The organism is Streptomyces phaeolivaceus (assembly GCF_009184865.1).
GTDB classification, from domain to species: Bacteria; Actinomycetota; Actinomycetes; order Streptomycetales; family Streptomycetaceae; genus Streptomyces; species Streptomyces phaeolivaceus.
Map to the genome: position 1 here is coordinate 9,819,216 of NZ_CP045096.1, position 14,486 is coordinate 9,833,701.

The 14,486-nt window shown below is 69.9% G+C and carries 14 protein-coding genes and 1 pseudogene; 9 read left to right on the plus strand and 6 right to left on the minus strand.

All coding sequences use genetic code 11. The annotated features are described in order from the left end of the window. Positions 1–117 precede the first annotated feature (117 nt). Positions 118–2,037 (plus strand): annotated as a pseudogene (locus tag F9278_RS47905) (DUF4118 domain-containing protein). 160 nt (positions 2,038–2,197) lie between these two features. On the opposite strand, the gene F9278_RS44705 reads toward F9278_RS47905, so the two are convergent. Beyond that, positions 2,198–2,905 carry a response regulator transcription factor gene (locus F9278_RS44705; protein WP_152173415.1) on the minus strand — a complete coding sequence of 236 codons (708 nt, stop codon included), beginning with the start codon at positions 2,903–2,905 and terminating at the stop codon, positions 2,198–2,200. 2 nt (positions 2,906–2,907) lie between these two features. Further along, positions 2,908–3,855 (minus strand): sensor histidine kinase, encoded by a 948-nt coding sequence (locus tag F9278_RS44710; protein ID WP_152173416.1) that lies wholly within the window; start codon positions 3,853–3,855, stop codon positions 2,908–2,910. Between the two features lie 495 nt (positions 3,856–4,350). Between F9278_RS44710 and F9278_RS46630 the strand changes: the two genes are divergently transcribed. From F9278_RS46630 to F9278_RS44730, 4 genes are all read left to right on the plus strand, one after another. After that, a complete protein-coding gene (locus F9278_RS46630; RefSeq protein ID WP_193241923.1) occupies positions 4,351–4,515 on the plus strand; it encodes a hypothetical protein in 165 nt (54 codons plus the stop codon). Between the two features lie 14 nt (positions 4,516–4,529). Continuing rightward, positions 4,530–5,285: an SLC13 family permease gene (locus F9278_RS44720; protein WP_404819040.1), complete on the plus strand. Its 756-nt coding sequence runs from the start codon at positions 4,530–4,532 to the stop codon at positions 5,283–5,285. A 194-nt stretch (positions 5,286–5,479) separates the two neighbouring features. Further along, positions 5,480–5,917 (plus strand): NfeD family protein, encoded by a 438-nt coding sequence (locus F9278_RS44725; protein WP_152173417.1) that lies wholly within the window; start codon positions 5,480–5,482, stop codon positions 5,915–5,917. A gap of 29 nt (positions 5,918–5,946) precedes the next feature. Further along, positions 5,947–7,047, plus strand: coding sequence for an SPFH domain-containing protein (locus F9278_RS44730; RefSeq protein ID WP_152173418.1), 1,101 nt, complete (start codon positions 5,947–5,949; stop codon positions 7,045–7,047). Positions 7,048–7,146: 99 nt separating this feature from the next. Here the strand turns inward: F9278_RS44730 and F9278_RS48945 are convergent, their stop codons facing one another. From F9278_RS48945 to F9278_RS48950, 3 genes are all read right to left on the minus strand, one after another. Continuing rightward, positions 7,147–7,332 carry a hypothetical protein gene (locus F9278_RS48945; protein WP_152173419.1) on the minus strand — a complete coding sequence of 62 codons (186 nt, stop codon included), beginning with the start codon at positions 7,330–7,332 and terminating at the stop codon, positions 7,147–7,149. Positions 7,333–7,546: 214 nt separating this feature from the next. Beyond that, a complete protein-coding gene (locus tag F9278_RS48350) occupies positions 7,547–7,798 on the minus strand; it encodes a SpoIIE family protein phosphatase (RefSeq protein ID WP_404819041.1) in 252 nt (83 codons plus the stop codon). After that, the gene (locus F9278_RS48950; protein WP_404818994.1) at positions 7,717–8,097 is read right to left on the minus strand and encodes a SpoIIE family protein phosphatase; all 381 of its coding nucleotides are present in this window, start codon (positions 8,095–8,097) and stop codon (positions 7,717–7,719) included. The genes F9278_RS48350 and F9278_RS48950 overlap by 82 nt, the downstream gene beginning before the upstream one ends. Positions 8,098–8,350: 253 nt before the next feature. Here F9278_RS48950 and F9278_RS44745 point away from each other — a divergent pair, with 253 nt between their 5' ends. The 4 genes from F9278_RS44745 to F9278_RS44755 all read left to right on the plus strand — a co-directional run bounded on the left by F9278_RS44745 (position 8,351) and on the right by F9278_RS44755 (position 11,722). Beyond that, complete coding sequence (locus tag F9278_RS44745; protein WP_319023135.1) at positions 8,351–8,992, plus strand: DUF5994 family protein; 642 nt, start codon at positions 8,351–8,353, stop codon at positions 8,990–8,992. A gap of 5 nt (positions 8,993–8,997) precedes the next feature. Next, a complete protein-coding gene (locus F9278_RS44750) occupies positions 8,998–9,264 on the plus strand; it encodes a hypothetical protein (protein WP_152173420.1) in 267 nt (88 codons plus the stop codon). A 325-nt stretch (positions 9,265–9,589) separates the two neighbouring features. Further along, positions 9,590–9,712: a hypothetical protein gene (locus tag F9278_RS48360; protein ID WP_264300200.1), complete on the plus strand. Its 123-nt coding sequence runs from the start codon at positions 9,590–9,592 to the stop codon at positions 9,710–9,712. 72 nt (positions 9,713–9,784) lie between these two features. Further along, positions 9,785–11,722 (plus strand): tetratricopeptide repeat protein, encoded by a 1,938-nt coding sequence (locus F9278_RS44755; protein WP_226967218.1) that lies wholly within the window; start codon positions 9,785–9,787, stop codon positions 11,720–11,722. Here the strand turns inward: F9278_RS44755 and F9278_RS44760 are convergent. Next, entirely contained in the window at positions 11,661–13,526 is a 1,866-nt protein-coding gene (locus tag F9278_RS44760) for a hypothetical protein (RefSeq protein WP_152173421.1), read from the minus strand. The genes F9278_RS44755 and F9278_RS44760 overlap by 62 nt on opposite strands. Positions 13,527–14,486: the final 960 nt, after the last annotated feature.

The following is a 14,486-nucleotide window of genomic DNA, read 5'->3' on the forward strand; positions in this document are numbered from 1 at the left end:
CCGCCCGCGGTACGCGGGAGCCGACGGAAGGGGTGACATCCGTCCCGTCGGCTCCCGCGGCCGTGACGCTCGTCCCGCAGCAACTCCGGCTCCGCGCAACAGGAAAGGCGTACGCCGATGACCCGGGTACTGGTGGTGGAGGACGATCCTCAGCTCGTCCGGGCTCTTGTGATCAACCTCCAGGTCCGCCGGTACGGGGTGGACCCGGCGCCCGACGGCGCCACCGCGCTCCGCCTCGCCGCCGCCCGTCGGCCCGATGTGGTCCTCCTCGACCTGGGACTGCCCGACATGGACGGGGTCGACGTCATCAAGGCCCTGCGCGGCTGGACCCGCGTACCGATCCTCGTCCTCTCCGCGCGCCGGGCCTCAGACGAGAAGGTCGCGGCGCTCGACGCGGGCGCCTACCACCACGTCATGGGGGAGGACGTACCGACGGCGCTGCTGGACCTCGCGCGCGGGGTGAACGCCACGCAGATCGTGCTCGGGGTGTCGCGCCGCAAGGGATGGCAGTACGTCTTCGGACCGGGCGTCGGCGCGACGGTGGCCCGGGGCTCCGGGCCCGACCTGGACGTCCACCTCATCACCCACGACAAGGCGGGCAAGGGGCGCGGACTGCCTGCCGCCCGGGGCGCGCGGCTCGGCCGGTCCCGGATCATCCGGGGCTGGCTCGTCGGTGTCGTGGGCCCCGCCCTGCTGACGCTGCCGCTGACCGGTGTCGCGCCCTCGGTGGGCCTGGCCAACGACATGCTGCTGTTCCTGACGCTGACGGTGGCCTCGGCCCTGGTCGGCGGCCTCTACCCGGCGCTGGCCTCGGCCGTGGTGGGCTTCCTGCTGCTGAACTGGTTCTTCACCCCGCCCCTCCACACCCTGACGATCGCCGACCCCGAGAACATCGTCGCCATCGCCATCTTCGTGGGCGTCGCCGTGTAGGTGGCCTCGGTGGTGGACCTCGCGGCCCGCCGCACCCATCAGGCCGCCCGGCTGCGGGCCGAGCCGGAGATCCTCTCGGTCCTCGCGGGCAGTGTGCTGCGCGGGGAGACCAGTTTGGAGGCGCTGCTCGAACGCGTCCGCGAGACCTTCGGCATGGAGTCGGTCGCCCTGCTGGAGCGGGCCGGTGACGTCGACCCGTGGACCTGCGCGGGCAGCGTCGGCACCCGGACCGTGGTCGCCCGGCCCGAGGACGCGGACGTCGACATGCCGGTCAGCGACCACATGGCCCTCGCGCTGTCCGGACGGGTGCTGCCGGCCGAGGACCGGCGGGTGCTCGCCGCGTTCGCCGCGCAGGCCGTCGTCGTCCTCGACCGCCGGCGGCTCCAGTCCGAGGGCAACCGCATCCGCGCCGCGCTGCTCGCCGCCGTCAGCCACGATCTGCGCACCCCGCTCGCCGGGATCAAGGCCGCCGTCACCTCGCTCAGATCGGACGACGTGGCCTGGTCCGACGAGGACCGGGCGGAGCTGTTCGTAGGGATGGAGGAGGGCGCGGACCGCCTCGGCAACCTGGTGGGCAATCTGCTGGACATGTCCCGGCTCCAGACCGGCACGGTCACCCCGCTGATCCGCGAGATCGACCTCGACGAGGTCGTCCCGATGGCCCTCGGCGGCGTCCCCGAGGACACCGTGGACCTGGACATCCCCGAGACACCGCCGATGGTCGCCGTCGACCCCGGACTGCTGGAGCGGTCGGTCGCCGACCTGGTGGAGAACGCGGTGAAGCACAGCCCCGCCGGGGAACGCGTCCTCGTCTCGGCCGGCGCCCTGGCCGATCGCGTCGAGGTCCGCGTGGTCGACCGCGGCCCCGGCGTCCCGGAGGACGCCAAGCCCCGTATCTCCGAGCCCTTCCAGCGCTACGGCGACGCCCCGCGCGGCGCCGGAGTGGGCCTCGGTCTCGCGGTCGCCCGGGGCTTCACCGAGGCCATGGGCGGCACCCTCGACGCCGAGGACACCCCCGGCGGAGGACTCACCATGCTCCTCGCCCTCCCGACCGCCCCCGACCCCCACCCGACCCACCCCGACCTCCCGGCGACCGCGACCTGCTAGCAGGGGGCTCAGCCGCGCGGCAGGAAATCCTTTCGGAACTTGGTCAATTGGCGTACCGGGTCACCGGTGTACGACCAGGGGGTGCGGGTCGCGCGCTGCCCGGTGAGGGCGAACAGGGATCCGGCGATGTCCCTGAGACCGGCCGAACAGGCCGCGTGCGTCAGGTAGTTGAGGTCGCGCAGCTCCCCGGGGGGAACGGGGACGTCCGGGCGGCCGGTGATCCAGCGCTGCCAGTGGCGTAGCGGGTGAGTTCGAGTCGGTCTTTGAGGCCGAGTTTCTGCAGCAGGTTGGCGCGGTGGCGTTCGACGGTCTTGACGCTGATGACGAGGAGGCCGGCGATCTCCTGGGAGGTGTGGCCCTCGGCGACGAGTTTGAGGATTTCCTCTTCGCGGTCGGTGATGGCTTTGGCGGGGAGATGGGTGCCGTCCTTGGCACGGTCGAGGTAGTTGCGGATGAGGGCGTTGACGGCGCCCGGGTAGAGGAAGGGTTCGTCGCGCATGGTGGCGTGGCAGGCTTCGACGAGGTCGCGGTCGGCGACGGACTTGAGGACGTAGCCGGAGGCGCCGGCGGCGAGGGCTTCGAAGAAGTACTGCTCGTTGTCGTACATGGTCAGGATGAGGATGTGCAGTCCCGGCTGGGTGCGGGAGAGTTCGCGGGCGGCTTGCAGGCCGGTCAGGCGGGGCATGGCGATGTCGAGGACGGCCAGGTCCGGGTGGTGGGTGCGGGCGGCCTCGACGGCTTCGGCGCCGTCACCTGCTTCGGCCACGACCGTGAGGTCGGGTTCGCTGTCGAGGATGAGGCGGACTCCGCGGCGGACCAGGTGGTGGTCGTCGGCCAGCAGGATGCGGGTGGGGGGCGCCTCGGGCATGGTCACTGACTCCGGTGGTGGGTGGGGACGGTCAGACGTACGTGGGTGCCGCCCTCGGGTGCGGGGCCGAGGGCGAGGTCGGCGCCGATGAGCAGGGCGCGCTCGCGCATGCCGCGGATGCCGGCTCCTTCGGCGGCGCCGTCGATGCCGTTGCCGTTGTCACGCACGCGCAGTTCCACGGCACTGTGCGTCCGCTCCAGCGTGAGGCCGACGCGTGTGGCGTCGGCGTGGCGGGCGGTGTTGGTCAGGCTTTCCTGGGCGACGCGGTAGAGGACGAGTTCGGCGTTCTCGCCCAGGGGCGGCAGGTCGGGTGCGATGTGGTGGCGCACGGACAGGGAGGGGCCGGTGAACTCGGTGGCGAGGGACTTGAGGGCGCTGGTCAGGCCGAGTTCTTCCAGGACGCCGGGGCGCAGGCGCCGGGCGATGCGGCGGATCTCGTCCAGGCTGGCGCGGGTGGTCTCCTGGACCTGGTGCAACTCCTCACGTACCGGGTCGGGTGCCTGGTCGGCGACGCGTTTGAGGTCGAGCAGGACGGCGGTGAGGGTCTGTCCGATCTCGTCGTGGAGTTCCTGGGCGATGCGGTGGCGTTCGGACTCCTGCGCGGTCAGGGCACGGGCGGCGCTGGTGGCACGTTCGGCTTCCAGCCGGTCGAGCATGGTGTTGAACGTGGCGATCAGTTCGGCGACCTCGCCGTGACCGCCGACAGCCGGGCGGGCGCCGGGGCGCAGCAGATCGATGGTGGTCATCGCGCGGGCGAGGCGCTGCAGCGGGGCCAGACCGATGCGCAGCAGGAGGGCGTTGGCGATCAGCATCGCGGCCAGACCGACGGTGAGGATCGCGGCCTCGGTGAGCAGAACGGGGGTGGACACGGTGACCGGGCCCAGCAGCAGGGCGGTGGCGGTGACGAGCACCACGGCGTTGAGCAGGAAGATCCTCCAGAACAAGGGCACGCGTACCACCTCCCTGAATCGTCCTCGCTGCCGCTGCCGCTGCCGCTGCCGCTGCCGCTGCCGCTGCCGCTGCCGCTGCCGCTGCCGCCTGTCGCCTGTCGGCGGTGGACGGAGGGCTGGTCGGCGTGACGGCGGCCGGCGTGTGAGGGGCCGGTCCGTTCCAGCGTGAGTGGTGAGCCGGGCGGGCGTCCATCGGGTCTGGCACCCATTCCGCGCCGTCTCTACAGGTCTGCCCCGTCCGCAATTGGGTGCCGGACCCGATGGTGGCCACCCCCGGCGGTGGGTGAGGGTGTAGGCAATCCCCCCTTTCCCCGACCCGACGGCCGCCGTACGACCGCGGCGACCGCTGACGACGCCGTCGGTCGGCCTCGCGCCCCATGCCTCGGCCTTCAGGCGCGCTGACCAGCCCTTGCCGCTCGACGCGCGGCGACGTGGGGGCCTGTTGCTGTCGGGTGGGGTGCGGGCCTGTCGGATCACGAGAGGAGCCCGGCACCCATGCGCGCAACGCCACAACGACCTGGTCCCCTCACCGAGACGGTTTCCGGCCCGGTGCTGCCGCTGGTGCTGCTGTCGCGTCGCACCGCGGCGGCGTGGGTGCGCCGCATCGCGGGCGCCGGTACGGCGCCGTACCGGTGTGGTGTGGAGGAGGGGACGCCGTGAGCGTGACAGCGTGGATGGCGGTGGCGGTGTTCGCCGCCGTCTACGTGCTGATCGCGACCGAGTGGGTGCACCGGGTCGCCGCCGCGCTCGGGGGCGCGGTGGTCATGCTGGCCATCGGGGCGACCGATGCCGAGCACGCGTTCTTCTCCGAGCACGCGGGCATCGACTGGAACGTCATCTTCCTGCTGCTCGGCATGATGCTGATCGTCGCCGTGGTGAAACGGACCGGGATCTTCGAGTTCATCGCGATCTGGGCAGCCAGACGCGCACGCGGCAGACCGTACCGGCTGATGGTGCTGCTGATCGTGGCGACGGGGTTCCTGTCCGCGTGGCTGGACAACGTCACCACCGTGCTGCTGATCGCACCGGTGACCGTCCTGGTCTGCACCCGGCTCGGGCTGCCCGTGGTGCCGTATCTCATCGCCGAGGTGATGGCCTGCAACATCGGCGGAGCCGCCACCCTCATCGGTGACCCGCCCAACATCATGATCGGCTCCCGCGCCGACCTGTCCTTCAACGACTTCCTCATCCACATGACACCCGTCGGCTCGGTGCCGGCCGCCCCTGCCCCCCGCGAGTACCGGCACGTCCGGGCACGGCTGCTGCTCGTGGTCGCCCTGGCTGCGCCGGCCTTGCCCTTGTGGACGGGCACCGCACCCCTCCGTCCCGGTCCTGACCTCAGTGACCGTCGGGCCGCCGAGGAAGTGGGTGTCGGATACCGGCGGAAATGGGTGTCGGCCCCGATGGCGAGACCGCAAGGCCGTGTGTGACGGTGGCATGGACCCCTATCCGCCGGTCCCGCGCGGTCCGGGACAGCCGACGCGGCTGTTCAGCTGTCCACATGCGTCCCCGCCGGTCAGGGCGAACGCATCGACGATCAAGAACCAAGGCTTCCGTGTCTGTTCTGCCCGGCGCTTCCCGCAGGTAGCTTGATGGAGAGGGCTTCCGTAAGGAGGGCGATCTGATGCCATGGTTCGTATGGCTGCTCGCCGCCGGGGTGCTGGGTGCCGCGGAGTTCTTCACCCTGACCCTGGCCTTCGGGCTGCTGGCGGGTGCCGCGCTGGTGGCCGCCGTGGTCGCTGGTGTGGGCATCGGCGTCGTCGGCCAGCTCGTTGCCTTCGGGGTAGCGGCGGCAGCAGGTCTCGTCCTCGTCCGTCCTGTCGCGCTGCGGCACATGGCACAGCAACCTCTCACACGGGAGGGCAGCGATGCGCTGATCGGCAAGCCGGCCGAGGTGATACGGGAAGTCACCGCAACCCACGGCCTGATCAGACTCTCCGGCGAGGAGTGGTCCGCCCGCGCCCTCGACGAGAGCCTGGTGATACCAGTGGGAGCGCTGGTGGATGTCATGGAGATCGAAGGCGCCACGGCCGTCGTCCACCCCCGCGAACTCCTTCCGTGAACGGCTGAACACACAGCAACGGAGGCATCGTGGAACCAGTTGCCATCCTCGCCCTCGTGGCGGCCCTTGTAGTCGTCTTCCTCGTGGCCTCCACGGTGCGGATCGTCCCGCAGGCGCGCCGCTACAACATCGAACGGTTCGGCCGATACCGCCGGACACTGCAACCCGGCCTCAACTTCGTCGTGCCCGTGGCGGACCGCATCAACACCAAACTCGACGTACGCGAGCAGGTCTACTCCTCCGACCCCAGGCCGGTGATCACCGAGGACAACCTCGTGGTGAACATCGACACCGTGCTCTACTACCAGATCACGGACCCGCGCGCGGCGGCGTACGAGGTCGCCGACTACCTCCAGGCAATCGATCAGCTCACCGTGACCACGCTGCGCAACGTCATCGGCAGCATGGACCTGGAGGAGACGCTCACCTCGCGTGAGGAGATCAACTCCCGGCTCCGCGCCGTCCTCGACGACGCCACCGGGAAGTGGGGCATCCGGGTCAACCGTGTGGAGATCAAGGCCATCGACCCGCCGCACACCATCAAGGAAGCGATGGAGAAGCAGATGCGTGCCGAGCGGGACAAGCGCGCGGCCATCCTGCACGCCGAGGGGGAGCGGCAAGCCAAGATCCTGACCGCGGAGGGCACGAAGCAGAAGGACATCCTGGAGGCCCAGGGCACGCAGCAAGCCATGATCCTTCGGGCGGACGGCGAGGCCAAGGCGGTGGAGCTCGTCTTCCAGGCCGTCCATCGCAACAACGCGGACCCGAAGGTCCTGGCGTACAAGTACCTGGAGACGCTCCCGCACCTGGCGAGCAGCGACAACAACACGTTCTGGGTGATCCCGGGGGAGCTGACCGAGGCGGTCCGGACGGTCACACGCGCGTTCGGCGACCAGCCGATGCCGGGTCCTCCCCCACCCGAGCAACCCGCAGGAGCGACCGACGCCGACGACACTTCACACGAAAGCCGGGTACCAGAGCTCGATGCGGGCTCGACGGCTTCACTCGACGCCGCGGCGGCTACCGACGAGGCCGAGAAGCAGGCCGCCGCGGCGGTCAGCGATGCCAAGGCGGAAGCCGCTGCCGCGATGTCCCCCCAGGTGCCGGGCCGGGAGACACCCGGCGATTGAGCTCACCCTCGGGCGCTCACCAGGGACCGGCGGAAGCCCGCGGTGACGCCACTGAACGGCGACTACGCCCTCACCGTCACCGACCATCGCCACCGACAGTCACATGATGAACAGCCCTTGTCGGAGCCAGTAGGCGATCAACTGGCGGGCTTGTCCGGGGTGTTGGGTCGATGCGGGAGGCTTTCGGGAACTGCCGCCCGACCAGGAGGTGCCGCTGTTCCCGCCGAGTGCTTCGACCGGGTCGTCCATGCTGCAGGTGGAGACGCCGTGTACGTATGCCTCCATGATCACGGTGTAGAGAAGCCTGGTCGATGCGGCGCGGGCGTGGTCAGTACCTTCTCGCGGCGCCCGCTGGGGACCTGGTCCGCGTCGGCGTGTGCCCGTTCCACTCGGCGCCGATGTGGGCTGCTGCTTCGGCCTCGATGAGCTCCTGCCATCCGCTCGGCGACCGTGCGAATGAGCTCGATTCCGTCGGCCGAGCGCAGTGGCCCGTCCTCTGTCACGCCGACGGCAGCCGCAGAGCGAGGAGGGCCACGTCGTCGGTGCTGCCGGGCGGCATCCGGGCGAGCGACTGGTCGCACAGTGTGTCCAGGGACGCGTCGGCGAGCCGCAGGGCGTGGCGGCGCAGGCGACTCAGGCCGGTGTCGAGGTCGCTGCCGGGGATCTCGATCAGACCGTCGGTGTAGAGCAACAGAGTGGATCCCGGTGGCAGGGGTTCCACGGCGTTCGGCCGGCTCCAGCCGTCGCCCAGGTGGGCGCCGAGGAGAAGGCCCTGCCCGGCTTCGAGGTACCGAGCCTGTCCGCCGGGAGTGAGGAGGAGCGGCGGCGGATGTCCGGCGCTGGTCCACCGCAGGTCCATGTGCCGTCGTGCGGATGGCCTTCGACCCGGGCGAGGACGAGGGTGGCCATGGGGACGGTGGTGATCGCGGGCATGGCGTCGTCGAGGCGGTCCACGACGCTGCCCGGCAACCCGACACGGTCCCAGGCCAGGGAGCGCAGGATGCCGTGCAGCCGGGACATCCCGGCCGCCGCGGTCAGGTCGTGGCCCACGACGTCACCGATGACCAGCGCGAGCGTCGACCGACGGTCCGGGGGCCTCTCCGAGGAGTACGCTCGAAGGTACCGAGGGCATTTCGCACACCGGCTTTCAAGCTCGTGTCGTTTTCGGCGATCCAATATGCCGGGCCGGTCGTGGCCGGCCCGGGGCAGGGTTCACGTCATGACCGTGACCATTCCCCACTCGCCGCCGAGGGAAGCCGCTCACCGTACTGTCGCGTCTGCGTCTGCGTCCGCGTCCTCTTCCTTGTCCTCGTCGTCGCACTCGTCCTCATCCTCACTCCGCCTTTCGCTGGCTCCCGTCGGAGCCACACCGGCTCTGCTGGACGGCGCCTGGTGGCCCCGCTCCCGCGATCTCGGGGCGGAACTCGGCTCCCTGACCGCCGTACTGGACCCGTTGTGGGGGCGGATCACCCGGGTGACGGTGAATCCCGTCCACTGGCCGGCCGTTCCGCGCAAGGTGCCTGTCGCGGGGCACGTGGTGAAAGTGGGCTGGTTCCGGTCCGAGCAGGACCCACACGAACTGCTGTTGCTCTCCTACCACGTGGGCCGCTGGAACCTCCTGGTGGTCCCACCGCAGACGCCCGCCGCGTCGGCCGCGTGGCTGATGGCCGCCGCGAGCGACCCCCTGGGCACATCGACCGCGAGCCGGTTGATGGAGGAGGCGCGCCTGCGGGCGGTGGCGGAGACCGACCGGGCCGTCGAGGCGGTCTGGGACTCCGAAGGGGGACATGAGGCCGGCGACGAGGGAGGACATGGGACCGGTGTTCCGGGCGTACGTCCGCAGGTCCCGACCGTGACCGCGATGACCGCGATGACCGCGATGGCTGAGATGACCGCTACGTCCGCTACTCCCGCTGTGACGCCGCGTCAGCCGCTGGGAAGGTGAGAACCGTGGAGACATTCGTGACCGTGATCATGATCATCGCGGTGATCGCCCTCGGGGCGCTTCTCATCCACCGGCTCAACGCGCAACACAACGACCGCATCACCGCCTTCCACTACGGCCGCTCCGGGATGCCGGTCGTGGGACCGCCGCCGGATCCGTCGGAGCGGCGTGGGCCCCCTCGGCACCCGCGGAAACCACAGCACCCCGCAGAATCCACAGCAATGACGGAATCCGCTGAACGGCCTGAGGAGCTGGGGCGAACCCTGCGGTAGCCCCATGAAGCGCGGTGGGTAGCCCCAGGCCTCTCGCGCGCACTGCCGACATCTGGTGAAGTCAAGGCCGGGAAGAGCCCTTTCTCGGAGACTGCCGCAGCGGAGTCGCCGAGGAAGGCCGAGCCGTCACTCGCCGGCAGGGGCGGTTCGTGGGATCCAACTCCAGGGCCCGTTCGCGCTAGTTTTCATCTGACCAACTCGCCTTGTGGGAAACGGCCTTGATCGAGGCGAAGTGTGCGCCATGCATGATCTCACCGCTACGGTTGGTTTCCAGGCCGGTGTGTGGCCGCCGGGTGGTCGGTCTATGGGAACGGGGAAGCGCGGGATGCTGGAGCTGATATCGCTGGCGACGGTTTCGGCGATGCTGGGAACCGTGGGCGCGGGGTTGGGTAACGAGGCGGGTCGGAACGCGTACCTGATGATCGGTGGGCTGGCCCGTCGGATCTAGGGACGGGAGGTCCCGGCCCCTGAGCGGCCCGCCGACTGGGAGCGACTGGCCCGGCTGCTGCACGAAGGAGCGTTGCGCGATCCGGATCATGCCCGGGGGCTCGCCGAGGTGGAAGCGGTGGTCAGCAGGGCGTTGGTCCAGGTACGCGTCCGCACGTCTCCGCAACTGCCCGACGGGCGCAGGGGCTTCGTCGATCGCGACAAGCAGATGCGGCAGCTCACGCGTGAGGCGTCCCGCAAGTTCGACGGACGTGCTCGAAGGGCGCATCTGTACGGGCCTGAGGGGATGGGTGGCACACCCCTCGCTCTGCGATGGGGTTGGCGCGAGCTGCAGCGGTATCCGGACGGGCAGTTGTACGTGGACCTGGCCCGGGTGCCGGACCCCGCCATGGCTCTCCGACAAGCCCTGCGCAGCCTCGGACTGGACGCGGAAGACATCCCGCCGGGTCTGGAGGAGCGGATGGATCTCTTCCGTCGGCTTGTCGCGGACCGGCGGCTGCTCATCGTTCTCGACCACGTCCAGACCGCCGCGCAGGTGACGCCTCTGCTCACCTCGGCGCCAGAAGTCTTCACCATCATCGTCGCCCACCGCCGTCTTCCCCAGGCGGACGCCGAACCGATCGAGGTGGTGCCACTGCCCGAGAACCACGCCGTCGAGTTGCTCACCGAAGTCGCGGGCAAGCGGATCGTTCAGGAAGCCCGCGCCCGCGCCATACTGCCGCAGGTGCTCGCCCAATGCGGCGGGTCCCCGTACGCGTTGAGGACATTCGCGTCGCTGCTCGAAGCGCGACCGAGAGAGGAAGAGACCCCCACCATGCCCGGGAGCGACCCCGCCTACGCCGCCGCACAGGAGCAGTACCGTACGCTCGGGCCGACGGCCGCCCGGCTGTACCGGCTTTCGGCACTGTGGCCGTGGCCGGCGCTCAGCCCGGCCGTGGCAGGGGCCATGGCCGAGGTCGAGGAGGCCGAGGCGGCGGGTCTGTTCACCGAGTTCGCAGAGAAGGGGCTGGTCGAGGAGACCGGCACCGGCCGCTACCGCTTCCGTCCCGCAGTACGCCGGCACGCGGAGCAGGCCGCCGCACGGGAGGACGGCATTCCCGCCTGCTCCAGGGCAGTGGCGCGCGCGGTGGAGTTGCTGCTGCCGTTCGCGGTGCAGGCCGACCGCGCCGCCCTGCCGGAACGCTGGCACGTGGGCCCTCTGTTCGCTGTGCTGCCTCCTGGCCCCTACGCGTCGAAGGGCGAGGCGATCGCCGCCCTCGGCGCCGAGCTGGGCAATCTCGTTCAGGCCGTGTTCGCCGCTGAGGAGTACCGTCTCGGCGACACCGCGTGTCAGCTGTGCGAGGCCTTGTGGGCCCTGCAGCTCAAGGACGGACGCCACGAAGAGATCCTCCCGGCGCTTCGGGTGGGGACGAAGGTCGCTGACGACATCTGTCCCGGCACCCGGATGGCGGGACGTATGCACACCCTGCAGGCGATGGCCCTGATCGAGTCGCGGCAGTTCGCGGAGGCCAAGGACCAGGCGGAGAAGGCTGCGGCGGCCGAGCGGCAGGCGGGGCACCTGCGCGGTCTGGCCACTGCCATCGAGACGTCGGGCCTTGTACGGCTGGGTCAGTGGAACTTCCAGGATGCCCACGACCTGTTCGTCGAGGCGGACGGAATCTGGCAGCGTATCGGTCCCGAAGACGACGGCTACAGTGACAAGCTCCGTGCCCGTGCCCTTCTGAAACGTCACCGGGGGCGCGCGCTGAACGGTCTCCATCTCCTGGAAGAGGCCGAGGAGTTGCTGGTGGAGGCTCTCGGGTTCTTCCGCGAGAAGGAGCCCTACAACACCGCCCGTACGCTCACCGATCTGGCGGACACGTACAGGCGTGCCGGGCGGCAGTCGGAGGCGCTGCCGCTGATCGACGAGGCGATCGACGCGCTCGCGGGCGAGAACGCCGACTACCACGTCAACCACCTTCGGGCCCTGCGTGATCGCTGTGTGTCAGCGGCCCGGGGCCTGCCTGAGTGACCGACACCTGATGGGCGGTCTGTCCGGTCCACACGGTCAGACCGTCTGCCAGGTCCGCGGGGTCCTTGCCGAGGGCCAGCCAGGCATGCAACGCCGAGGCGTATGCGGCCGGATCGGCTGCCCGCGGGTCGCCGGTGAGACGCAGGAGCGCTCCGTCCCTGGTCCGCACCACGCAACTGTCGGCGGCGGTGACGTACGCGGCGAGTGCGCAGCCCGGGTGGCGTTCCAGCACCTCGGCGGTCCAGTACTCGGGAGGGCCGAGCCTCGGGTCGTGGGGTGAGCCGTACCTGAAGATCACATCGGCGACGGAAAGGAGACCGGGGTCCAGGGTGTCCTCGTGCACCGCCGTGTGTGCTTCGCCCGGGGCCTGTGGTTCATGGCGCGGATCGGCGTAGCGGGTGACCGACACCTCGGTCGCACCCACCACAGACGTCAGCACCCGCAGCGGAGAAGTGCGCACCGGCGGGTCGTACGAAGGCAGCGGCAGCGGGTCGAGCAGCGCCGGCGCCATCGGCTCGGGTATCCCCATGACGTCGTAGAAGATACGGCGCAGACGGGCGGCTGCCCCACCCGGGGCCGAGGTCGTGAACTCGGCAGGGCCGCCCATGGGTTGGTGCGTGGCCAGCAGAGCATCCAACTGCGGCCGCAACGGCGCGTACGGGTCCAGCCGTGGTGCCTCCCGCACGAAGTCGGCCACCGGCGAATCGGCGGCCAGACCTGCCAGCGATGCCGCTCCGAGCAAGACGGGGGTGCCTAGGGCGGCGGCATAGTACGACACTGATCCAAAATCCCCCAGAACGACGTCCGCAGCCAGCAATGCCTGCTGCCACCCCTCCAGCGGATCCACCAGTGTAAGGCCGCCACGCTGCGCCCTGTCCAGCCATGAACGGATTTGTCCGGGTCCGTGGCCATGCCAGATATTGGGATGCAGTACGGCTGCGATCCGGTGCTCGTCCGCCGCGAGTTCGGCGGTCAGTTTCGGCAGAAGAAGCGGTAGTACGTCCGCGCCGCCGCCGTCCCCGAACAGAGACTCCGGGTTCCAGGTCGAGTTCAGCAACATCAGCCGCTGCCCACGTTTCACGCCCAACGCTCTACGGAAGCGCTCCCGATAGGGGCGTGCCGCCAGCATTCGGTCGAAGCAGGGATCTCCCCCGAGTACCGCTGTCGGGACTGCCTCCGGGCACGCATTGCGCAAGCGCTCGATCTGCTCGGGGTGCGACAGCACCAGCACGTCCGCGACCGGGGTGCCATCCGCCGCCAACAGCCATTCCGAGGAAAGCCCGAAGACGGGCCCGGTCTCCGGTCTCCGGTCTCCGGTCTCCGGTCTCCGGTCTCCGGTCTCCGGTCTCCGGTCTCCGGTCTCCGGTCTCCGGTCTCCGGTCTCCGGTCTCCGGTCTCCGGTCTCCGGTCTCCGGTCTCCGGTCAGCCGCAGTCTCTTATTGTAGCCCACGCCATGGGAAATAATGGTCAATTCACCCTGAATGGCATGGATTTCGCCGCCGAAACTGGCTGCCAGAGCCAGATCCACCGGGGTGTGCAATGCCTGATCCCAGGGCAGCACTGGCACGCCCACACGCGCCAGCAACTCGCTCACCCCCGCTTGGAACGGCGATGAGCCCGTGCAGGTCGCGAGGAGTTGTATTCGCAGGTCGTCACGGAACAACGGCAGCACATCCAGCAAGCGGGTGGCCGAGGTGACGTTGTGGACGATCAGCAGCACCTTTCGGCAATTCCCGCGAGTTGCCCAGCCGGTCGACCCATGTCCTACTGGCACGCGAAGCCATCCGGTCCGTCCCTCGCTCACCCTGCCTCCTTGCCATCCGCATTGGCGCTACCACCCGTATGAGCAGCCACGATAGCCAAGCCGACGAACCGCTTGCCGTGGACCCAACTGGGATGCGCCCGGCGGGAGGGTGATGCTTGTGGACGTTGAGGCCGACCAGGAGCGCGATGCGCGAAGCTGTGCGTGAGTCGATGACGCGGATGACTGCCGGCGGAGACGGTCGTGCGTGCAGTCTTCGACCGGGCCGGCTGCTCGTGCTCATGTCCTCCGTGGATCAGGAGCGCTCAAAGAGGCGCCACCGCCCCTCTGTCAGCCGGGGCGAGCCGGCCAGTTCGGCAGGCCACCCCGATCAAGATGCGACTCCGGGGCTGGCTTGCAGCGGGTCTACTGGCTGACGCCCTGAAGCCGGACCGAATGTGGTGTCCTCCATGCTCCAGATGTACAGGGTGGGTACGTCGTTGGTGCTGCGCTGTCCGCCCAGGCTGGAACTGGGAGACGAGGCCATCCGTGCTGTCCTGGAGGAAGTGGACTGTACCGCTGATCACTTGCTGCCCGGTCTGGTCGACGAGGGCTGGGGGCGCCGCCTGTCGCGCCAGGAAGGCGGTTCTGACCTCGGCCAACGGAGCGTGTTCCGCGTACAAAGATGCGCCAGCTCGTCGTTGACCGGCGGCTCGGGGCAGGGCCAGGGTGAGAGAGCCAGATCGGATTCCGACCTCCCGTTTCCGGTCACCGAACTGCGTGCAGGAGGCCGTGATGCTTCGGACAGACACCCTTGAAGACGCCGAACTCGGCGACGACCGCGAGGCGGCTGTCGCGGTCACGACCGCGCCCGCCATCCCGGCCGTATCGCCGGACCGCGGCGAACTGCTCTTCCAGCGCTGCCTGTGGTGCGGCACTCCGGCCTACCGCCGTTCGTTCTGTCGCGCCTGCGGGGCGGGTCGCCTTTCGGCGGGAACGCAGCGCCGGCGACGGGATCGTCGT

What these genes read in the sequence shown, in the direction of transcription:
- F9278_RS48945 (WP_152173419.1), bottom strand. Translation starts at nt 7,332, where the DNA reads ATGGAGGCATACGTACACGGCGTCTCCACCTGCAGCATGGACGACCCG.
- F9278_RS44720 (WP_404819040.1), top strand. Translation starts at nt 4,530, where the DNA reads ATGGCGGTGGCGGTGTTCGCCGCCGTCTACGTGCTGATCGCGACCGAG.
- F9278_RS44705 (WP_152173415.1), bottom strand. Translation starts at nt 2,905, where the DNA reads ATGCCCGAGGCGCCCCCCACCCGCATCCTGCTGGCCGACGACCACCAC.
- F9278_RS46630 (WP_193241923.1), top strand. Translation starts at nt 4,351, where the DNA reads ATGCGCGCAACGCCACAACGACCTGGTCCCCTCACCGAGACGGTTTCC.
- F9278_RS44725 (WP_152173417.1), top strand. Translation starts at nt 5,480, where the DNA reads ATGCCATGGTTCGTATGGCTGCTCGCCGCCGGGGTGCTGGGTGCCGCG.
- F9278_RS48360 (WP_264300200.1), top strand. Translation starts at nt 9,590, where the DNA reads ATGCTGGAGCTGATATCGCTGGCGACGGTTTCGGCGATGCTGGGAACC.